Below are 23,377 nucleotides of genomic sequence, written 5' to 3' on the forward strand. Positions count from 1 at the left end.
TAACATATGATGCAATGTCATATAAAAACCTCGTATATTTTACTTTTATTCTACGCTTGTTTCTAAAGTTACATCTGTATAGGTATGATCATCCCCCATATTTAAAATTACTTCACATTGACGTAATCTCAATTCAAAGAGCATGATAGAATCATGATAGACTTCAGGATTTGATTTCATCTTATGTAATATCTCTTGTTTGTCTTGTGTTTCTAGATGCGTGTTTTCTACAGCTTGTTTCAAGGAGTTAAATGGATTCCTAAAGAATATATGAATATCCCGCTCTTGCGTGTTTTCAAATAGCTCAAATTGCAAGAAAAACTTCTTCATAATAGAAGCCGTTACCTCTGTATAATCTTCATTTTCTACATACTGTTTGTATTTGTTATATAGCATAGCTTTGTTTTTAGGAAGAACTCCAAATAATTTACCGGCACTTTTCAGTAAAAATTGTGCTGGCGTAAATCGACGTAAAATATTTACTTCATCCATTTGTATTCTAGTCGTCATTCTGTCCGTATCTCTGCGCCAATCATCAAGCACTTTAAAATCACATGCTAACTGTATTCGATTTTCTCCAAATAAAGAATTAAGTCCTTCACTAAGTTCTTCTAGGTACGATTGACTTTGAAGGAGCTCATTATTAGAAGTTGCAATCCAATTTTGCATAGAAAGAGCAAGATTAGGTAATACAGTTTGTTCTAAGTACTTATGTACTCTTTCATTCATCGCTTTATTTAGTTCCATATCCATGTGACTAAAATCACTTTCTTCACTCATTAAATCAGAACAACTCTTTAATATCTTCGGAATACCTTCAGTAAGATCATTCGTAATTTCAGTCTTCATTGAACGATATGATTTTGTAATGAAATGAATTTTTTCCTTCTCAAAAGCAGTAAGATTATTAATACTACCATTTAGTTTGACTAGCATATCTTCATTCCAATTAATAGCATCTACTAGATTATTTTCTTTTTCAACACGTTTATCCAAAAGATATGTAATTGTTTTTCGAATGAAGAACAATAGCTTTTCAGTACGTTCTACATCGATATCTTTATGATTACAGTTAAAATGAATAAACTCCGTTAACTCATTTAATTGTTGACTACTTGTATATAGCGAAGAGTAGGGGAAAATTCTCGCACGCGGGAAATATGTGCTTATTCTAGCTTGCGTATCATATAATACTCTTTTCACTTCTGCTTCACTGTATATGTTATCGATTTTATTTAATAAGAAATGAATTTGTAAATTTGGTGTATGTTCTTGAATACTTAATAGAATGTCACGTTCTTTGTCAGTAAAAGGTGAATCCGCATTCAATACGAATAGTAATTCGTCTACAGAATTTAAATATTCGAACACCTCATCTCTAGTATCGTTATTCCTATTAAAGCCAGGTGTAACTACAAATGTAAGTTTATTTTCACTTAAAAATCTGCATGGTAATTTAAATTCAACACATGCTCTATCTCTATATGTTTGATGGTGCTGAGACATCATATTATGGTAATCAGAGACATCTTCCGTTGTTGTAATTGTAGCGTCTGTTATGGCGTTAATTTCTGTATGAGCATCATTTTTTAAAACTACTACATTTGAAATTGATTTTTCTAATATACTTTCTCCTAATATAGAGTTAATAAATGTAGTTTTTCCGTTCCCTGAAGTTCCCGTTACTAAAATACGAGTTGTTCTTAAATCTGCGAGTTCGTCAACTAACCATCTAAATCGGTGACCTATTTCTATATTGTGCTTTTGTGCCCACTGTGTAATAGATTCAAAAAGATGTAAACTGTACTCTAAACCATTCACATGATTAATAGAATATGACAGTAGGTTTTCCGCATGTTTTATATTTGCTGAATCTATTTTGGAAGGGAAAATCTCATCCCATGCCAATACAGCTGCTGCTGGAAATACAGCATAAGATGGATTGACTACTTTTAACCAATTTGTTAAAAGGTTTGGAATGATATCGTGTAATTGTCTAAGCATATATTGCCCTTGAATTAATGCAAAGTACGTTTCTTCGTAAAGAGAAGAAATTTTGTCCCATATATCGGACGAATGTATTTCAATATGTAAGAAAAATTCATTTATTGTGTTCAGCCATAATAAGTAATTTTGTTCATTTTTATAACTGTTCCAAAGTGATGAAACCATTTGTGTAAATTGTACTTGATCTATATTATTTAACGTAACTAATATTTCGTAAAAATAATCTGGTGAAATATGTTTAGTAAATCCTTTATCAATATATCCTTTTAAAACCTCAAACCACGGATAAGATTCTGTTCGAATTAACTCATTCACCGCAAGATCTACTGCACTATCAAAATCTTGCTGCTCCTCATAAAAGGAACGGGCAATTTTTGTGACATTCGGGTAATCGGGATTTAAAGAAACCGCTTCTTTAATAACAGCGAAAGCGGAGTCAAAATTATTTTGCTCTATATAAAGAGAAAGTAATTGTAATCCAATTTCAGTCATCAATATTATATTATCAGTAGTAATAGAAGTATAAACATTTTCAGCAACTGATAATTGATTAAGTTCAAAATAAGCATCCGCAATATTTTTTTGTGCCCATGGTGCTAATTCATTGCCAACCTTCTCCCATTTAAAAATAGCTGCTTCAAAATCTTGATGGCGATAATAAAATTCCCCTTGTGCAAAACGAATATAAGATCCATCAGAAATCTCATTTCTTTCTTCGTTTACATAAACTTCTCCAAGTACGTCAAGAGCTGGTTTTGTTTCATTCTCCATTAGGAATGTTTCATAATACATCTTTTTTATTAATTGTTTTTCTATTCTCATCTTTTCCCCCACTATATCTTGAAAATACATTTTTAAGATATGTCAATACTTTTTGTATGTATGCTTTTTATCTTAACAAAGAATACCTTTTGGAAAATTTCATTTTCCTTTCATTTTTCAAGTAAGATTGAATTTTTATGAGAAAAGTTTCAGTTTTTTTTCATTTTCCTTTCAGTTGTGAAACAGCATTAAATGTTCCTAATAACCTAATAACACTATAATCCCCCTCATTATATTATCAGGAAAAGCCTATATAAATCATATTATAAAAACAATTTATAACGAATATATATGCAATATTTCCTTCTCTAATAAATAAAAGAAGCATTATCATATATTTCTCACATTATTTTCCTTTAAAATATTTCAGTAGTTACGTAATTTAATTCCATTAACCTCTATAAATAACTAGTCCAAAAAAAATCTATATGCATATCATGTTATAGTAAAGAATTCAGGAAATCCTAAAAGGAGGCATTTTCATGTTTGAAGATAAATCTAAAATAAACTACCCATATGAATTTACTGAAACTACAACAATCCCTCTAAAAAACCCCATCAATAAAACATACAAAAACGGCTCAGGTACACATACTTTCCCAATTAAAAAACACTATAAAGAACAGGTGTTATATACGGAAAAAATTAATAATAATAAAAACAAATAACCTTATAGACTTTTATCACAATTGAACAAATAAGAATCTATATTAGACCTTGCATAGTTATAGGTAATATATAAATCTTTCTTATACAACTCATGTACTTTTAAAAAGTGCTGATATACAGCGCTTTTTTATACATAGATAATGGAAGAACAAAAAAGGTATGGATATTTTCCATACCTTTTTTGTTCTTTACTATTTATAAATTTTACCTAATATCACTTTAACGGGCCTTCTAGAAGCAATAAAAGCTAGTTTAATGGAACAATAAGTTTCTTAGCGTTTTCAGAGATATTCATGATAATACTATTCGAATACATTAGGCAATAAAGTCCACCTTCACTGATCCTTGGCCAATGCTCCTGCCAGCAAAATTTTACTCGTTGGAGTCATTGAAGAAAGGAGTAGATTGATGAATCACACAGTTAAAGAAGCACCCAAGAATGATATAGGCATTATGGCTCTATTATATATATTTAAAAATTTACTAAACGTTGTTTCAAAGCTACTTAGTTTTCATAAAACATTTTTTGTTTCCGTTGGAATGGATAGGCTTTAATCTCATCTGTATCTAAATTTTCATGGAATAAATGAATGGCTATAATTTGTCTACAATCGTAGGTATGATAATAATATGTTCCGGACTCCATACACATGACGCTTGTATAAATGGTATTATCTAATGCACCTTCTTCTGTTATTACTCCACCTTTAGGAACCTCGCAATTTGATAAGATATGAAATAGGGCCGATACTCCCTCTTCTTCACTATCTATACCTTGAATGTTTTGTTTGCCATATGCTGCCCGCACAAACCTTGATGGCGGGGTGAAATCCCCTGGAAGTCCCATTGAGCCTGAACCCTGACCAACAGCACTTAATGGTAAGTTACTCCACTCAGTTGGCGCGAATGGCTGCGATTTAAGGCCAATATATTGTCTTAAATTTTGCAAATGCCAATTAAACTCCGGACTATTCGTCATCACTCCTAGTGGGTTGTCATACATTTTTAATCCTTCATTTGTCGGCTCCAGTACAATGCAATCTCCCCATTTATCCGCTAAAATCCAATGGAGTGGTGGCGTAAGTCCTAAATCCGGTAATGGTATATCCAAAAAGGTAAGGCTATCTACAGATTTCTTTAACTCTTTGACAGAATTGAATTGTGTCAGACTCCACGTCACAAAATCAAATGGGGCCAAATTCGTTTTGTTGTCATCTATGCTTTGACTATAAGTAGCGAATCCTGGAAAATAGAGTGTTGCACATGTCATACCTGCTTCATTTACTCCGTCCGCCATAATGATCCGTCCTTGATGATTAATCCCCATTCCGACCGTAGCATGTTTCGTATTAATGATTTCACCAGTTATATTATTCCACTGGTAATGTCGAGGAATGATTAGTACTTCTTGATTCAAATCTAATGTGAAGTCCATCGTTCTTGCAAAAAGATGCTGACCATTTTTTGTCTGTAATGTCAAACTAGTACACATAAAGAACACCCCTTTTTATAGTTTTATCTACACTTTACATAATTCTGATAAATCTGTAAATTAAAAACCTCTTTCCTTACAAAGAAAATGAGAAAGCACATATAAATTACAAAAAGGTTATTTCTAGTTTATAAATAATTTTTTATATATAGTTACAAAAGAATTATATTAAAAAGGAGCGACTTGTTACTATCGCTCCTTTTTATTTCTCTCTATATTTTATTAAAATAACAAGAAACCCTTTTTTCTCTATGAACAGTATCCCTACATAACCCTCTTAAACATCTTCTCCAACTCATAAGTAGAATGATGTACAAGAATCGGTCTTCCGTGCGGGCATGTGTATGGGTTTGTTGTTGTACGTAGTTCTTCCAGTAAAGCAAATATTTGATCGTTCGTTAAATATTGATTTGCTTTAATGGATGCTTTACAGCTCATCATGATAGCTGCTTCTTCACGTAACTTTTTAATATCAACTTTTTTTAGTTTGACGACTTGTTCCATCATTTCGTCGATAATTTCTGTTTCTTGCCCTTTCGGGAACCACGTTGGATGCGAGCGGACGATAAAGGATTGATGGCCGAATTGTTCTAAGAATAGGCCAACTTTTTTCAGTTCTTCTAGTTGCTCTTCGACACGTAAAAATTCAGTAAGAGATAAGTCAATACGGTACGGTACAAGCAGTTCTTGTACTTCTTGCGCTACTCTCCCTACTTTATCACGGAAGTATTCATAATTGATACGTTCCTGCGCGGCATGTTGATCAATCATATATAAGCCTTTATCGTTTTGGGCGAAAATATATGTTCCATGCATTTGTCCAATTGGATAAAGCGGTGGTAAATCATTACCGTTCATTTCAATCTCTTTTATTTCTCGAACTTCTTCTTCCAATTCCTCTAATTCAAAGTCCTCTTCGTTATTATTCCAAGATTTTTCTTCTCGAATCGGTTCTTCGATTATCGGCTTAGAGGATGGCTGCCAACTTTGCTCTTCTCTTACTGGCGACTGTGGTGGTTGCCATTCTTGCTTCGGTGGTTGCCACAGTTGTGCTGGTTGTTTCACAGCCAGTGATTCTTCTTGTTTTTCATCCATGCCCGTCGGTAAAACGATATCCGGCATAGATGACTCTTTCGGCTTCGCATGCTCAAACTGGAATTGTTCTTGCACACTTTCATCTTTTTCTTTTTTCTTCGTTGTTACACCTGCATCTGGAATGAGCTGTATTTTTTTGAATGCCGCTTGCAATGTTTCTTCGATAAGCTTTAGCAATTCTTGTTCTTTACTAAAACGAACTTCTAATTTTGCTGGATGTACGTTAACGTCAACAAGCATTGGATCCATTTCAATCGATAGGAAGCCGATTGGATATCGTCCGATTGGCAATAATGTATGGTATCCTTGCTGAATGGCTTTCATTAATACGAAATTTCGAACGTAACGGCCATTCACGATCGTTGACATATAATTTCGAGATGCTCTCGTTACTTCTGGTAATGTTACATAACCTTTAATTGTGAAATCTAAAGATTCAGCTTCAATTGGAATAAGCTTCTTCGCAACTTGAATACTGTAAATCGACGCAAGTACTTGTCTTACATCACCATTTCCTGATGTGTGAAGCAATTTCTTTTCATTATGAAACAGCTTTAACGATACTTCTGGATGTGACATTGCGATACGATACACGATATCTGTAATATTCCCAAGCTCTGTATGAATGGTTTTCATATATTTAAGACGCGCTGGTGTATTAAAGAATAAGTTTTGTACTGTAATATCTGTTCCTTTTCTGCTCGCTGTTTTCTCCTGCTTTATAATGTCTCCACCTTTAATCATAAGGTGTGTACCAGGCGCATCACCTGTGCTAGTGATTAATTCTAATTCACTAACTGAGGCAATACTCGGCAATGCCTCACCACGGAAACCGAGTGTTCTGATGCGAAACAGATCGTTTTCATCTTTAATTTTGCTCGTCGCATGTCGTTCAAAAGCGACGATACAATCTTCTTCTGCAATGCCATCTCCATTATCAATGATGCGAATTTTCGATAAACCAGCTTCTTCTAAGTGGATTTCAATAGATGTACTATTCGCATCGATAGAATTTTCCACAAGTTCTTTTACGACTGAGGCAGGGCGCTCTACTACTTCCCCTGCCGCAATTAAGTTAGAGAGTTGGTCATCGAGTTTGCGAATTTTCCCCATCTACTTACTCATCCTTTCTTTAACTTTTTCTGCAAGCGATACAGTTCGTTCATCGCCTCTAAAGGTGTCATATCAAGTAAATCAATTTTTTTAATTTGCGCAAGTACTGCCGTTTCTTTTGCATCTAGAACTGACTTGTCTTGTTTTTTTGAAGACTGTTCTCCACCAAAGAATGATAATTGCGATTCTTCCTCAGTCTCTACTTTCGTCTCTTGTATTTCTGCTGGTTCTTCTTTTACAACTACAGGTTCTGGAGCAACTTCTTGTACTTTCACTTCTGTACGCTTTGGAATAATAATTTCTTCTTGTCCTTCTAGTTGCGCTAACACTTCTTTCGCACGAGCGATTAAGCTATCTGGAAGCTCCGCAAGTTGCGCAACGTGAATTCCGTAACTTTTATCAGCTGCTCCATCTTGAATTTTATGAAGGAATACTACTTTTCCGTTCTCTTCAATAGCTGAAACGTGTACATTCTTCAATTGACCTAAACTTTCTTCTAGCACCGTCAATTCATGATAATGCGTAGAGAATAACGTTTTCGCCCCAATTTGGTCATGAATATGTTCAATGATTGCTTGTGCAAGTGCCATACCATCATACGTAGATGTACCGCGTCCAATTTCATCGAATAAAATTAAACTTCTTTCTGATGCATTTGCAATTGCATTTTTCGCTTCTAACATTTCGACCATAAATGTACTTTGACCCGAAATTAAATCATCCGCTGCACCAATTCTCGTAAAGATTTGATCAAATACAGGTAATACCGCTTCTGTTGCTGGTACGAAACAGCCTATTTGCGACATAACAGTTACAAGTGCTAATTGTCTCATATACGTACTTTTACCAGACATATTCGGTCCTGTAATTAAAAAGACATCCATCTTCTCCGGCATAATACAATCATTCGGTACATACAATTTCCCGTTCAATACTTTTTCAACGACAGGATGACGACCATCTTTAATAAAGATTTCGCGCTTAGTTGTTAAAACAGGTTTTACAAACTGTTCTTCTTCACTAACTGTCGCGAAACTTTGCAGTACGTCTAATTCACTAATTACTTTCGCTAAATGCTGTAATTTCGGAATAAATACTTTTACTTCTTCACGAAGCGCTGTAAATAAATCGTATTCTAGTTGTACAATTTTTTCTTCTGCTTCTAAGATTAACGTTTCTTTTTCTTTCAGCTCATCTGTTATGAAACGTTCAGCATTAGCAAGTGTTTGTTTACGCTCATAGCGGCCTTCTGGTAATGCTGCAAGGTTCGCTTTCGTTACTTCAATGTAATAACCGAAAATACGGTTGTACCCGATTTTTAATGATTTAACTCCTGTAATATCACGCTCTCGTTTTTCAAGCTCAGCGATCCATGTTTTTCCATTTTTACTAACGTAACGATATTGATCAAGCTTGTCATTATAACCGTCTTTAATAATATCTCCATCTTTAATAGAAAGCGGTGGGTTTTCTTGAATACTTCTTCCTAGTAATTCAGTTAAGCTCTCACATGGATCCGCACCTTGAATTAACCTTGCTGCATAAGCATTATCTAACAAACTAATCGCTTCTAAAATAGCTGGTACTTGAAGTAAAGATCGTCTTAACTGTAATAAGTCCCGTGCATTCACATTACCAAATGCAACTTTCCCTGCTAAACGTTCTAAATCATATACTTCTTTTAATTTTTCTTTTAAATCTTCACGTAAGAAGTAATCATTTACAAATGTTTCAACCATTTCTAAACGCTCTTCTACTTTTTCTTTTTGGATCAGTGGACGTTCCATCCACTGTTTTAACATGCGACCGCCCATAGCTGTTTTCGTTTTATCTAATAGCCATAATAATGATCCTGTTTTTTCTTTCGTTCGAAGTGTTTCTGTCAGCTCTAGATTTCGCTTTGAATGCACATCAATTTTCATAAACTGGTTTGTATAATAAATTTCCACTGGTTGCAAATGATCTAACGAACGTTTTTGCGTTCTTATCACATAGTTAAATAAGCGTCCAACTGCTTTAATTAACTTTGCTTGCGAAACGTTTTTCACAAGATGTTCTAATCCCTCTGGAATCGTTGTTGCATCTTCATACGAAATCGTCATTTTTAATGTTGCAGTTAATTTATTTAATTCATCTTTCGAAAATGTAGAATCTACAACAATTTCTTTTGAACCAGTTGCATACACTTCTAATAAAATATCTTCTACTGAACCTGTTAACAACGTTACTGTATTTTGTCCAGTCGTTAAATCATTACAAGCTAAAGCATACGATCCATCTTCAAAATGTGTTAATGCTGCTAAGAAGTTATTTTCTTTCTCATCAATCGTACGCCCTTCCATCATCGTTCCTGGCGTAATGAGTTGTACGACTTCACGGCGCACTACACCTTTAGCTGTTTTTGGATCTTCCACTTGCTCACAAACAGCTACTTTATATCCTTTTTCAACAAGTTGCTCAATATAATTTTTAGCTGCATGATGTGGTACACCGCACATCGGTATACGATCACTACTACCACCATCTCGGCTCGTTAATGTAATTTCAAGTTCATGAGCTGCTTTAACCGCATCTTCAAAGAACATTTCATAAAAATCACCTAATCGGAAAAATAAAAAGGCATCTTGATAGTCTGCCTTAACCTTTAAATATTGCTGTATCATAGGCGTATATTGCGTCATACTTATCCTCCATAATTCTTACATAATAATCTATATTCATATATGTCACATTTCACGGACATCCATATCTCCTATTTCAGGAGTCTTTCTTCATTATAGCACATTTCATAAGGAATCATGGTCATTCAAGCACTACTTATGTAAAGTAAAAAGCTAGGAAGAACTTCTCCCTAGCTTTCTATTACTCTTCTTCTGCATCAACGATAAAGTTCGGATCTAATTCTTCAAACTCATCATCATCGATTTGGAAATCTTCGTCTGATTCTACACAACCTTCAGGATTTACACTTACACAAATTTTCGTTTCGCCAACTACTTCTGTTACAAATTCACGTTCTACAGTCACAACGATTTTATTACCATTTGGTGATACAAGAGCTTCTAAACAATTTGGTGGCTGAATGACACGAGCGATAATTTCTAAATCATCACCAGAAAAGTTTTTATCACGATACCCAATACTCACTTCATCAGTGTAGTTTACACGTTCTGTTACAACTTCTGTCTTTGTATTACCATCAAACGAATACCAAGTGTTCACATCATAGAAACCTTCAATTTCCACATGCTTTCCATTCTTTCTTGCTTCGTACGAGTGGTTAATTACCCAGCACCCTAAAATACTTGTTGGCTCATTATTCGATTCACATGTATGCGTTGACTTTGTATACTTACGTCCTTTTCCAACCACTGCTTTTGTAATAATCTCTCTAAATTCGGACATTCGTAACCCTCCTCAATCACTATTCACTTAATCATATGCGTGACAATAGCGGAATGTGTCATTCTTTTTTCGAGAAGAACTTACGTTTAACCCACTAAAAAAAGAGATGTCAATTCGACACCTCTTTAACAACCACAATTTCCTTTTTTACTTTCTACCTCTGCGCCCGTTTCACCCTTCAATACATCACCATTAGTCGAAATTAATATTTCATCTGTTACGTTGTTAGAAATCGTACTGGCAACTAGCTGTAGTAAGTCATTTACATATGTTTGTGAAGATTTAAATTCTTGTACAACTGGGATACTATCCAACTTATCTTGCAATGCATCAATTTCAGCTTCTACTTTTTTCAAAGCTTCCCATTTCCCGTAATGCTGCAAGTTTACTGCTTGCTTTTGCAGTGCTTTAATTTCATCAATTGCGCGCTTTACATTTTCATTTTTATGAATTTGCGCCTCTGCTTTCTTAAAGAAATCAACTTCTTCTGTTTCAGAAATCATTTTTGCTAATTCTTTCGCTTGCTCAACAATGTCATCTTTCGTATATACTTTCATCTATTATTCCACCTCAATCGGCTCTTCAACTAATTCTCCGTTAAGAGACCAAGTTTTCGCATCCGTTACTTTTACTTTCACTAGCTGACCAATTAAAGATTTTGGCGCAACGAAGTTTACAAGTTTATTCGTACGAGTATAACCTGCAAGTACTTCCGTGTTATTTTTACTTTCCCCATCAACTAACACTTCTACAATTTGACCTTTATAACGATCATTCTTTTCAACTGCCAATTTATTTACTAATGTATTTAAGCGTTGAAGACGTTCTTTCTTCACTTCCATCGGTACATTATCTTTCATCTTCGCAGCTGGTGTACCTTCGCGCGGAGAATAAATAAAGGTAAAGGCAGTATCAAATCCTACTTCACGATATAACGACATCGTTTCTTCAAATTGCTCATCAGTTTCATTTGGGAAACCGACGATAATATCAGTCGTTAATACCGCGTTTGGAATTGCTTCTTTAATTTTTCTTACAAGCTCTAAATAATGCTCACGTGAATATTTACGCGCCATAATTTTCAACATCTCTGTGCTTCCAGATTGAACTGGTAAGTGAATATGTTCTACTAAGTTTCCACCTTTTCCAAGCACTTCAATTAAGTGATCATCGAAATCGCGTGGATGGCTCGTTGTAAAACGAATACGGGCAATATCAACTTTACGGAGTTCGTCCATTAAATCGCCAAGTCCGTATTCAAAATCTTCAAAGTCTTTACCATATGCATTTACGTTCTGTCCAAGTAACGTAATTTCTTTATAACCATTCGCAGCTAAATGGCGGATTTCTTGGATAATGTCTTCTGGACGTCTGCTTCGCTCTTTTCCACGTGTATACGGCACAATACAATATGTACAGAACTTATCACAGCCATACATAATATTTACCCAAGCTTTAATATCGCCACGGCGTACTTTCGGAAGGTTTTCAATTACATCCCCTTCTTTTGACCAAACTTCAACTACCGTCTCCTTCGAAAACATTGCATCCTTTAGAATGTACGGTAATCTATGAATATTATGCGTTCCAAACACCATATCTACATGCTGATTTTTTTGCATAATTTTATTTACAACAGATTCTTCTTGCGACATACAACCACATACACCAATTAAAAGGTCCGGATTTCTTCGTTTTAATGACTTTAAATGACCTAGTTCACCGAACACTTTATTTTCAGCATTTTCACGAATGGCACAAGTATTTAATAACACTACATCTGCATCTTCAGTTGAAAAGGTTGGATCATATCCAAGTGCGGTGAAAATCCCCGCCATTACTTCCGTATCATGTTCATTCATTTGACAACCATATGTACGAATATAGAACTTTCTTCCTGTACCAAAATTGCGAAATTCTTCAGGTAAGCCAAAATCCCGTTCAATTTTAACTTCTTCTTTCCCTCGTTTTTTCGCGTCTTTTAAGGAAGGTGGTTGGTATACACTTTCAAAGTATTTACTATAATCTTTCTCTTCTTTTTTCGTAGAGGAATTTGCTTGTTGACTTGCTAATCGTTGTTGCTCGTTCATCGGTAATCTCCTTTCACCCTTAACTATACACATTCTATAGTCCATTTTAATGCGCTTTGACTCACCTCAAAAATGGTTAGATAGCTTGAGAGATAACTTGTCCTTTGAAACTTGAGTAATCAATCTAATCATTCATAAGAATGAAGTCTTCCCCACACAAATAGACATTCCCTTTTCATACTTCTTTTTGTCCTACCAAAAAGCATATTGCTTTATCCCTATAAACATTACCATAGTATGAAGCGTTGCGCCAATTTTAACAAGAAAAAGGCTCTGTCTAATCTTACATTTCATAAGCAATGAACTCGAAATTTCCATACAACGATTTATATATTATTTTACCATTCTGAATTTTCTAAGTAAATAAGACTATCCCATATTTTTCTCATAAAAAAAGGTTGCCACATGGCAACCTCCTCTTCTTATATTACATAAATTCAGCAACAAGTTCATCAAACATTTTCTGATCCATATTTAAATCAGCTTGCACTAAAGGCTTCTCGCTATAGCCTTTTACAAGTTCTTGGTATGAAGGTTGCGCTGTATTTTGATAAATTAAACCTGTTACTAATCCGTTATTTTCCATTAACGTTTGCATAGCCATCATGCGATTAGACGGATCATATCCCTCTACTGTACTTAGTTTTGTTAAATTCTCTTTAAACCAATCGTAAGTATTTACTTTATTGTAAGTAACACATGGGCTGTATACGTTAATTAATGAAAATCCTTTATGGTTAATACCAGCTTCAATAATTTGTGTTAATTCTTTTAAATCACTTGAAAAGCTTTGCGCCACAAATGTCGCACCAGCTGTTAAAGCCATTTCCATAACATTTAGTGATGGCTCAATTGAACCTTGTGGTGTGCTCTTCGTTTTAAATCCAGCTTCACTACGTGGTGAAGTTTGCCCTTTTGTTAATCCGTAAATTTGGTTATCCATTACGATGTACGTAATGTCGATGTTACGACGAATAGAATGGATTGTATGTCCCATACCAATCGCAAATCCATCACCATCGCCACCTGATGCGATAACTGTTAAATCACGATTTGCCATTTTTACACCTTGTGCAATTGGAAGGGCACGACCATGAATACTATGCACACCATATGAATTAATATAACCTGAAATACGACCTGAACAGCCGATACCAGAAATAACAGCAAGTTCATCTGGATTTAAGCCAACGTTAGCTGCCGCACGTTGAATTGCAGCTTGCACCGAGAAGTCTCCGCAACCTGGGCACCAGTTTGGTTTTACACTGTTACGAAAGTCCTTAAATGTTGCCATTTAATACAACCCCTTTTTTGCATTCGTTGTAAATCTCTTTCGGCAAGAATGGGTTCCCATCATATTTTAAAAGACTAGAAATTTTCTCACCATTACCAAGATTCATTTTCATAATGTTAGCAAGCTGACCTGTTGCGTTGTTTTCTACCACTACAACACGCTTCGCATTTTTCACAAGTGGATCGATTTCAGCTGTTGGGAATGGGTGAATTAAACGCACATGAGCATGGTTTACTTTCATACCCTCTTGTTCTAAGCGCTCCATTGCTTCTTCGATCGCACCACGAGTTGAGTTAAATCCAACAAGCAATACGTCTGCTTCTTCATGCTTAACATTTTTATAAACAGGGGTATTAAACTTCAAGTTCTCCATTTTACGGAAACGTTTGTCCATTTGATCTTTACGGTTTATTGCTGATTCAGATGGTTTACCAGTTTCATCATGTTCTACACCTGTAACGTGGTGAACACCATTTTTCATACCAGGTAAAACACGTGGTGAAACGCCATCTTCTGTTACTTCATAACGCTTGAAGTATGCTTTATTTTCACGTTCTGGTAATTCCGCTTCTAAATCAAGCTTACCGCGACGAATTTCCACTTTATCTAACGTAAGCGGTTCTACCGTTTGTTTTCCTAAAGAAAGCTGTAAATCTGTTAAGAAAATAACAGGAACTTGATATTCTTCAGCTAGGTTAAATGCTTCTACAATATCATAGAAAGCTTCTTCAACTGTACTTGGCGCCATTACGATTTTTGGAATCTCACCGTGCGTACCGTAAATCATCGCCATTAAATCAGACTGCTCTTGTTTCGTTGGTAATCCTGTACTTGGACCACCACGTTGTGTATCAACAATTACTAATGGTGTTTCTGTAATACCTGCTAAACCAATCGCTTCCATCATTAAAGATAGACCCGGACCAGCAGATGCAGTTAATGTACGAACACCAGCATAGTTTGCACCAATTGCCATTGTACAAGCTGCGATTTCATCCTCAGTTTGGATTACTGTTCCGCCAACTTTCGGCAATTTTTTAATTAAGTATTCCATAATTTCAGATGCAGGTGTAATTGGATATGCTGACATAAAGCGAGCACCACCAGCTACCGCACCAAATGCGATTGCATCGTTTCCAATCATAAACATGCGTTTCTTACCGTCAGCTTTTTCAAGCTGCATCATGTTTACTTTCTCACCTAATAATTCTTTCATATATTGAGAGCCGCGCTTAATAGCGTCCATATTCTTTTGAACAACTTGCTCTCCTTTACGACCAAAGATTTCTTCAACAACATCTAAATAAGCTGTTTCATCTAATCCTAATACCGCACTTGATGCCCCAACAGCAACCATGTTTTTCATTAATGATGTGCCTAATTCTGAAGCAATATCTGTAAACGGTATCACATATAGATTTACATCTGTATTGTCAGGTATTGTTGGATTAAATTTCGCATCCGCAACTACAATTCCACCTGGACGTAGTTCGTGGAAGTTAAAATCAATTGTTTCTTGATCAAAAGCAATTAAAATATCTAAATCATCTGAGATCGCGCGTACTTCTGTTGTACTTACACGAATTTTATTATTTGTATGGCCGCCTTTAATACGTGATGAGAAGTGGCGGTAACCGTATAGGTAATATCCTAATCGGTTTAATGCAATACAGAAGATTTCTCCTGTACTTTCAATTCCTTCACCTTGTTGGCCTCCAACTTTCCATGAAAGTTGACTAATCATCTCCTACACCCCTTTTGGCTGCATTCATTGTAGTGTATTTTTTTACAGTAATAGTTTAGCATTTTTTATACAAATAAACTACAACGGACGCAAATTATGCCTCTTCTGATTTCCCTGAATCTTTAGTATAAAGCTATTTTGTTTTTCATTCTAGTATTAGGTCTTAAAAAAAGCAATACTATCAAATGAATTAATTCTAATTTTTCTGGATTTTTAAACCAAAAATCTTAAAAGCTTATATGTCCAACAAAATTATCATATAAAAATCGCTCTACAGTAGATGCTGCATAGTGTTTACAAAGCTCATTCATTACATTTTCGTATTCTCTATACGCTGATACATTTACAACTGTTTCTAAAATTCCATCAAAATCCGAACCAAATCCTATATTCTTCTCTCCACCTAATGAACAAATATATTCGATATGGTTTACTATATCCGCTATATTCGCTTGTTTTTCACTTGTTAGAAACTGTGGTACAAAAGTAACACCGATCATGCTATTTCGCTTTATAAGAGCTCTAAGTTGTTCATCTTTTAAATTACGTGGGTGCTGACAAAGTTTCATACAATTTGAATGGGAGGCAATAGGATTTTTTGCAATTTCTATCACATCCCAAAAGCTTCTTTCATTCAGATGAGACATATCAGTCCATACATGTAACGTATTAAGTTCTTGTACAACATGTTCACCAAAGGTCGTTAAACCCGCCCCACGTGTCTCTAGCGCACCATCAGCTAATAAATTGGCATAATTCCATGTTAGTCCAAAAGAACGTACTCCTAGACGATAAAGCAACCGTAATTTCATTGCATCTTTTCCAATTGCTTCGCATCCTTCTAGTGTTAATATCGCTCCAATCTCGTCCTGTTTTAACATGTTAATATCATCTTTTGTCTGAATAAACTTCACACCCGGTAATGATAAAATTTCATTATAAAAAATATCTACCATTTGTAATGCCGCTTCAAAGCGTTTTTCATATAGCACCGTTTCTGGCACATATATAGCAAAACATTGTATACTCCCTTTTCTTTTCTTTAATTGTTCAAATGTAATATGTAATTGCGGATCGTTTTTAAAATCCTTTTTCCCCTGTGCACTCCATAACTGAAAGAGTACATCACAATGAGCATCAAAAATTTTCATTTCCATTCCTCCATTATAAAAACAACCTGTTTGCATACTGCAAACAGGTTGTTTAAACTTAACGAGGTTCTACAATTAATTTTATTGCTGTACGCTCTTCCCCATCAATCATAATATCCGTGAACGCTGGGATACAAATCAGGTCCAAACCACTAGGCGCTACAAATCCTCTTGCAATTGCTACTGCCTTTACCGCTTGGTTCAATGCACCTGCACCAATGGCTTGAATTTCTGCTGTTCCGCGTTCGCGAATAACACCTGCAAGTGCACCAGCTACAGAATTAGGGACCGACGTTGCTTTAACTTTTAATATTTCCATTCCGCGTTTCCTCCTCGTTTCTATAAAAAGTATTAGCAATTATTTCACTTTAACTTATATTCACGAGGAATGACGCGTATTCCTGCTAAATTTCTGTAATTTTTCTAAAAAATTAAAAAATAATAACTTTTCTAAATTTTATCCAGGAATTACTCAAAAAATGGCTGATCATCATTAATTAAGATACGCTGAATTTTCTTAGCTTTTCCTGTATTAGGATCCACATCAACTAGCACTGCACTTAATTGTGTTCTACCACTTGTCACTTCAAATCGTACTGGTAAGTTTGTTAAAAATTTCTTCAATACCGCTTCTCGATCCATACCTAAAATTCCATCGTAAGGCCCTGTCATACCAACATCTGTGATATATGCGGTTCCGCTTGGTAAAATACGATTATCTGCTGTAGGAACATGTGTATGTGTACCTACTACCGCTGTAGCACGACCATCTACATACCAACCTAACGCTTGTTTTTCACTTGTAGTTTCCGCATGAAAATCAATAAAGATAATATTCGTACGTTTTTTTGCAATGTTAATTAATTCATCCACTTTACGGAATGGGCAATCAATTGGAGGAAGGAATGTACGTCCTTGTAAGTTAATAACTGCAACTTCTGTTCCATTACAGTTCACAAAGATGAGCCCTTTTCCTGGAGTTCCTTCTGGGAAGTTAGCTGGTCTTGCAAGATATTTTGCATCATCAATAAATTCAAATACTTCACGGTTATCCCAAGCATGGTTTCCAAGTGTAACCGCTTGTGCCCCACATTCTAAAAAGTTTCGATATATTTTTTCCGTAATTCCACGTCCACCTGCTGCATTTTCTCCATTAATAATGGTTACTGTAGGTGTATATTTTTTCTTTAATGCCGGTACGTATTGTTGAATCATACCTCTACCAGGAGATCCTACTACATCCCCAACAAATAATATTCTCATATGTCTTACCCTTCCTATGTACTACATTTTTTATTACTATAGCTTCAAGTGATTCCCTTACAATATATGTATTATAAGTTTGTTTCACTTGTATGCTAATTTCCTTTATTTTAACCAATTCCAACACAAAAAAATAAAGTGGTGTTTCACCACTTTATTTTGCGTATTCCACTGCACGTGTTTCACGAATAACAGTTACTTTAATATGTCCTGGGTAATCCAGTTCATTTTCAATACGTTTTCGAATATCACGAGCTAAACGATGAGCTTCTAAATCATCAATTGTATCTGGCTTTACCAGAATACGAACTTCTCGTCCTGCTTGAATTGCGAAAGATTTTTCTACGCCTTCATAAGACTCTGAAATCTCTTCTAACTTTTCAAGACGACGAATATAGTTCTCAAGTGTTTCACTACGAGCTCCAGGTCTTGCAGCTGATAATGCATCTGCTGCTGCAACTAAAACTGCAATGATAGAAGTTGGTTCTGTGTCCCCATGGTGAGATGCAATACTGTTTATAACTACAGGATGCTCTTTATACTTCGTTGCGAGTTCGACACCAATTTCAACATGGCTACCTTCTACTTCATGATCAATCGCTTTACCGATATCATGTAATAGACCAGCACGTCTTGCTAGTTTTTCATCCTCACCAAGCTCCGCTGCCATAAGTCCAGTTAAATATGCAACTTCCATAGAGTGTTTTAAGACGTTTTGTCCGTAACTTGTACGGTATTTCAGACGGCCTAAAATCTTAATTAAATCTGGATGTAATCCGTGAACACCCACTTCAAACGTTGTTTGCTCTCCGACTTCGCGGATATACTCGTCCACTTCACGTCTTGATTTTTCGACCATCTCTTCAATACGCGCTGGGTGAATACGTCCGTCCTGTACTAGTTTATCAAGAGCGATACGAGCTGTTTCACGACGAATTGGGTCAAATCCGGAAAGGATAACCGCTTCTGGTGTATCATCGATAATTAGGTCAATACCTGTTAACGTTTCTAACGTACGAATATTTCGACCTTCACGTCCGATAATACGTCCCTTCATTTCGTCATTTGGAAGATTTACAACCGAAACGGTTGTTTCAGCAACATGATCAGCTGCACATCTTTGCATTGCAAGAGATAAGATTTCTTTTGCTTTCTTATCCGCTTCTTCTTTCGCACGAACTTCACTTTCTTTTACCATTACGGCAATTTCATGAGAAACTTCACTTTCTACTTTACCAAGAATAATTGCTTTCGCTTGTTCGCGTGTCAGATTGGAAATGCGCTCTAATTCTGTTTGTTGCTTTTGAACTAACTCTCCCACTTTGCTTTCCAACTCTTCAATCTGTTGTTGTCTCGCTACAAGAGAATCCTCTTTCTTTTCTAACTGTAGCTCGCGTTTATCGAGCGTTTCGTCTTTACGATCAAGGTTCTCTTCTTTTTGCATTAAACGATTTTCTTGTTTTTGTAATTCGCTTCTACGGTCACGAATTTCTAATTCAGCTTCTGTACGAAGTGTATGAATTTCATCCTTTGCTTCTAAAAGCGCTTCTTTCTTAAGTGCTTCAGCCTCACGATTCGCTTCGTCTATAATACGTTTCGCTTCATTAGCTGCACCATTAATCTTCGCTTCAGCAATAGACTTTCGAACAAAAAAGCCAACAACTGCACCGACTGTTGCAAGCAAAATGGAGATGAGTATCCAAACTGTAGTACTACTCATGATTTCACCTCCCCTTGCTATGAATGAAAAAAGACTGTCGGCATGTACATTGAATACCAACATACAGCAAAGACCGTCGTCCCGCTTTTTTAAGGGACTTTCTTCATTTCACAATTAAAATGTCATATTATTATTTCGGCAAGATTTAAGTCTTACTCCGAATATTACTTCTCTTCTTGAGAAGAGTATTTCGTATATAAGAAAAAATATACATTCTCATTGTATCTATCGCAATTTTCATTGTCAAGCGTTGTCTACTTTTACTTTCTTTACCTTCAGCTCTAATTCATATATGAATTTAAAAAGGAGACAGCATATTATCCTGGAAAACCTTAGTAAATTCCAGTTTATTCATACAAAACATGCATATATCCCTCTTTATACATAATCTTTTAGGCAAATTAAATATTTTATCTCCAATGATATACAACGCTTTCATAATGATTAAAAATAAAAGACACGGAACCGTGTCTTTTATTTTTAATCTTGAAGAGTTGAATCTTCCGTGTCTTCCGCACCAGAGTCTTCACCAATTCCGTGATGGTCACGAACAAAGAAGGCAATTTCCTCTCTTAAATCCGTATTCTCTTTTAAGAATTGCTTCGAATTTTCACGACCTTGCCCTAAACGCTCTTCATTATAAGAGTACCAAGCACCACTCTTTTGAACGATATCAAGTTCAGAAGCCATATCTAAGATTTCACCTTCTCTTGAAATACCTTCCCCGTACATAATATCAACTTCAGCAACACGGAATGGTGGTGCCACTTTATTTTTAACTACTTTTACTTTTGTTTTATTACCAACGATGTCGTTACCTTGCTTTAATTGCTCCGCACGACGTACTTCAAGACGAACTGTTGAATAGAATTTCAACGCACGACCACCTGGAGTTGTTTCTGGGTTCCCGAACATAACCCCAACTTTTTCACGAATTTGGTTGATAAAGATTGCGATTGTTTTTGATTTATTGATTGCACCTGATAGCTTACGAAGTGCTTGAGACATTAAACGAGCTTGTAAACCTACGTGTGAGTCACCCATGTCTCCTTCAATCTCAGCTTTCGGCACAAGAGCTGCTACAGAGTCAATTACGATAATATCCACCGCACCACTTCGTACAAGTGCTTCTGCGATTTCTAGTCCTTGCTCCCCTGTATCAGGTTGTGATAATAGTAATTCATCTATGTTAACACCTAATTTTTGTGCATATACAGGATCCATCGCATGCTCCGCATCAATAAACGCTGCTTGTCCACCTTGACGCTGTACTTCAGCGATTGCGTGTAATGAAACTGTTGTTTTACCTGAACTTTCTGGTCCATAAATTTCGATAATACGGCCACGTGGGTATCCGCCTACCCCTAGTGCCACATCAAGTGCTAAAGAACCACTTGAAATTGTAGAAATTCTACGCTCCGCTTGTTCTCCTAATTTCATAATTGAACCTTTACCGAATTGCTTCTCTATTTGTTTTAACGCCATATCTAATGCCGCTTGACGATCACTCATTCAAAATTCCTCCTTAACTGAATTGCTAATCTTATTATACCTATTTTCAATTCAATTTGCCAACAAAAATCGAACATTTATTCGATTTTTTTATTTTCCATTAAATAAAACTGCATTTAAGCATAAAAAAAAGCTAGAAGAAACTTATATCTCTTCTAGCTTTTTATATAAATGATAAAATCCATATTTCGCCGAACGTTCCCTAATTTGTTGACGACTTCCACTTAAATTAAGAGAAAAGACTACAGTTCGTTCATCCTTCATCGCCAATCCAACGAACACTGTTCCCGGCTCTTTATGTTCTGAAGCATCCGGTCCTGCTACCCCAGTGAAACTAATTCCGATATCCGCCTTTAATAAGCCCTTAACATTTTCAGCAAGATAACGCGCACATTCTTTACTAACTGCACCATCAGTAGATAACACTCCCTCAGGTACATGTAATACATGTTGCTTCACATCATTATGATAACAAATGACACCGCCTTTAAATACTGAAGACACACCAGCTCTTTCTGTTACTTGATTTCCAAAGAGACCTCCGGTTAAACTTTCTGCACACGCTAAAGTTAATCCTTTTTTCTTCAATAACTCTATCGCCTTATCATGCAGAAACTCTTGATCATACCCGTAGAAAAATTCTCCTACTCTTTCTAAAATCAAATCTTCCATATGCTGAATGAGTTTCGCCGCTTCATCAGCATTTTGATGTTTGGCAGTTAAACGTAGTGTCACTTCTCCATCATTCGCAAGGGGCGCGATTGTCGGGTTCGTTTGTCCATCAATTAAATCTTGAACTTTCACCTCTAATTGAGATTCCCCAATCCCGAAGAAGCGAAGCACACGAGAATAAATGTTTTCTCCTGTTGTAAAGTTACGTAAAAAAGGCTCTACATAACTTACATACATCGGCTTCATCTCTTTCGGTGGTCCTGGTAATAAAATATAAACTTTTCCGTTCTTATTTAACCCCATACCAGGTGCCATGCCGTGATCATTCGCAAATACAGTTGCTCCATTTAAAACGAGCGCCTGCTTTTTGTTATTCTCCGTAAACTCGCGACCTGTACGCTTAAAGTACTCGCTTATCGATGCTAATGCCTTTTCATCATACACAAGCTCTTCACCCAAACTAGAAGATATCGTTTCTTTCGTCAAATCATCTTTTGTCGGGCCTAATCCACCTGTGAAAATAAGTATGTCAGCACGTTCTTCCGCAACTTCAATCGCCTGCTGTAATCGCTTGTTATTATCTCCAACTACAGTATGGTAGTACACATCAATTCCAATTGAAGCTAACTTTTCAGATAAAAACTGGGCATTTGTATTTGCAATTTGTCCAAGTAATAATTCAGTTCCAACCGCAATAATTTCAGCATTCATCCCAATTCCCCCATAAACTTCTATTTTGAGTTTACAAAAGCTGCTCTATTTTTCCAGAAATAATCCCACCCTGAAATAACAGTAAAAATTAATGCAATCCATATAAAGATATCAGCTACCGGAATATGGATTAGATTTAAAGGTACATCGTGTAATAAATATGCTGCAATCGCAATAATTTGTGTCCATGTCTTAATCTTCCCTAACTGATTTGCCGCAACTACTTCTCCTGTTCCAGCAAGTACAAGGCGTAAACCAGTTACTGCGAACTCACGGCTGATAATCACAATAACGATCCAAGCAGGTACGTATTGCATCTCAACTAATGTAATAAGTGCTGCTGAAACAAGTAATTTATCAGCTAACGGGTCAAGAAACTTCCCTAAATTCGTTACAAGATTATACTTTCTTGCGTAATGTCCATCAATCCAATCTGTAGCCGAAGCAATAATAAAGATAAGTGCCCCTACTAAATGTTGAATTGGTAAATCAACATCACCAATTGTGTATGAACCCCAATCAAAGGGCGCTAACATAATTACCATAAAAATTGGAATTAAGAAGATTCTAGATATTGTAATTTTATTTGGTAAATTCACAGCTATTCCTCCATCATA

General features: G+C 35.8%; 17 protein-coding genes. 1 reads left to right on the forward strand and 16 read right to left on the reverse strand.

Annotation, left to right across the window (positions count from 1 at the left end; genetic code table 11):
- Positions 1-45: 45 nt before the first annotated feature.
- The gene (locus KZZ19_RS18305) at positions 46-2,829 is read right to left on the reverse strand and encodes a dynamin family protein (RefSeq protein WP_237979300.1); all 2,784 of its coding nucleotides are present in this window, start codon (positions 2,827-2,829) and stop codon (positions 46-48) included.
- A 482-nt stretch (positions 2,830-3,311) separates the two neighbouring features.
- Here KZZ19_RS18305 and KZZ19_RS18310 point away from each other — a divergent pair, with 482 nt between their 5' ends.
- Positions 3,312-3,497 (forward strand): hypothetical protein, encoded by a 186-nt coding sequence (locus tag KZZ19_RS18310; RefSeq protein ID WP_000461131.1) that lies wholly within the window; start codon positions 3,312-3,314, stop codon positions 3,495-3,497.
- Positions 3,498-4,003: 506 nt separating this feature from the next.
- Here KZZ19_RS18310 and KZZ19_RS18315 read toward each other — a convergent pair.
- The 15 genes from KZZ19_RS18315 to pgsA all read right to left on the reverse strand — a co-directional run bounded on the left by KZZ19_RS18315 (position 4,004) and on the right by pgsA (position 23,359).
- Positions 4,004-4,990, reverse strand: coding sequence for a choloylglycine hydrolase family protein (locus tag KZZ19_RS18315; RefSeq protein WP_237979301.1), 987 nt, complete (start codon positions 4,988-4,990; stop codon positions 4,004-4,006).
- Between the two features lie 264 nt (positions 4,991-5,254).
- Positions 5,255-7,198: a DNA mismatch repair endonuclease MutL gene (gene mutL, locus KZZ19_RS18320; protein ID WP_237979302.1), complete on the reverse strand. Its 1,944-nt coding sequence runs from the start codon at positions 7,196-7,198 to the stop codon at positions 5,255-5,257.
- Positions 7,199-7,206: 8 nt separating this feature from the next.
- Positions 7,207-9,879 (reverse strand): DNA mismatch repair protein MutS, encoded by a 2,673-nt coding sequence (mutS, locus tag KZZ19_RS18325; RefSeq protein WP_237979304.1) that lies wholly within the window; start codon positions 9,877-9,879, stop codon positions 7,207-7,209.
- A gap of 181 nt (positions 9,880-10,060) precedes the next feature.
- Positions 10,061-10,603: an outer spore coat protein CotE gene (gene cotE / locus KZZ19_RS18330; RefSeq protein ID WP_001288800.1), complete on the reverse strand. Its 543-nt coding sequence runs from the start codon at positions 10,601-10,603 to the stop codon at positions 10,061-10,063.
- Positions 10,604-10,728: 125 nt separating this feature from the next.
- Positions 10,729-11,160 carry a RicAFT regulatory complex protein RicA family protein gene (locus KZZ19_RS18335; protein ID WP_000870464.1) on the reverse strand — a complete coding sequence of 144 codons (432 nt, stop codon included), beginning with the start codon at positions 11,158-11,160 and terminating at the stop codon, positions 10,729-10,731.
- A 3-nt stretch (positions 11,161-11,163) separates the two neighbouring features.
- Positions 11,164-12,693: a tRNA (N6-isopentenyl adenosine(37)-C2)-methylthiotransferase MiaB gene (gene miaB, locus KZZ19_RS18340; protein WP_237979306.1), complete on the reverse strand. Its 1,530-nt coding sequence runs from the start codon at positions 12,691-12,693 to the stop codon at positions 11,164-11,166.
- Positions 12,694-13,120: 427 nt separating this feature from the next.
- Positions 13,121-13,987: a 2-oxoacid:ferredoxin oxidoreductase subunit beta gene (locus KZZ19_RS18345; protein WP_000190158.1), complete on the reverse strand. Its 867-nt coding sequence runs from the start codon at positions 13,985-13,987 to the stop codon at positions 13,121-13,123.
- Positions 13,974-15,731: a 2-oxoacid:acceptor oxidoreductase subunit alpha gene (locus KZZ19_RS18350; protein WP_000625413.1), complete on the reverse strand. Its 1,758-nt coding sequence runs from the start codon at positions 15,729-15,731 to the stop codon at positions 13,974-13,976. Before KZZ19_RS18350 ends, KZZ19_RS18345 begins: the two co-directional genes overlap by 14 nt.
- Before the next feature lie 227 nt (positions 15,732-15,958).
- Entirely contained in the window at positions 15,959-16,882 is a 924-nt protein-coding gene (locus KZZ19_RS18355; protein ID WP_237979308.1) for a dipeptidase, read from the reverse strand.
- Between the two features lie 58 nt (positions 16,883-16,940).
- Positions 16,941-17,201, reverse strand: a complete 261-nt coding sequence (spoVS, locus tag KZZ19_RS18360) for a stage V sporulation protein SpoVS (RefSeq protein WP_000404341.1) — start codon at positions 17,199-17,201, stop codon at positions 16,941-16,943.
- Positions 17,202-17,350: 149 nt separating this feature from the next.
- Complete coding sequence (locus KZZ19_RS18365) at positions 17,351-18,145, reverse strand: TIGR00282 family metallophosphoesterase (RefSeq protein WP_001221093.1); 795 nt, start codon at positions 18,143-18,145, stop codon at positions 17,351-17,353.
- Positions 18,146-18,299: 154 nt separating this feature from the next.
- On the reverse strand, positions 18,300-19,865 hold the full coding sequence (gene rny, locus KZZ19_RS18370; protein WP_016086643.1) for a ribonuclease Y: 1,566 nt from the start codon (positions 19,863-19,865) through the stop codon (positions 18,300-18,302).
- A 480-nt stretch (positions 19,866-20,345) separates the two neighbouring features.
- Positions 20,346-21,377 (reverse strand): recombinase RecA, encoded by a 1,032-nt coding sequence (gene recA / locus KZZ19_RS18375; RefSeq protein WP_088097465.1) that lies wholly within the window; start codon positions 21,375-21,377, stop codon positions 20,346-20,348.
- A 144-nt stretch (positions 21,378-21,521) separates the two neighbouring features.
- The gene (cinA, locus tag KZZ19_RS18380; RefSeq protein ID WP_237979310.1) at positions 21,522-22,760 is read right to left on the reverse strand and encodes a competence/damage-inducible protein CinA; all 1,239 of its coding nucleotides are present in this window, start codon (positions 22,758-22,760) and stop codon (positions 21,522-21,524) included.
- Positions 22,761-22,780: 20 nt separating this feature from the next.
- Positions 22,781-23,359 (reverse strand): CDP-diacylglycerol--glycerol-3-phosphate 3-phosphatidyltransferase, encoded by a 579-nt coding sequence (gene pgsA / locus KZZ19_RS18385; protein WP_046956497.1) that lies wholly within the window; start codon positions 23,357-23,359, stop codon positions 22,781-22,783.
- Positions 23,360-23,377 lie beyond the last annotated feature (18 nt).

The sequence above is a fragment of the Bacillus thuringiensis genome (assembly GCF_022095615.2).
Taxonomy (GTDB): Bacteria; Bacillota; Bacilli; order Bacillales; family Bacillaceae_G; genus Bacillus_A; species Bacillus_A cereus_AG.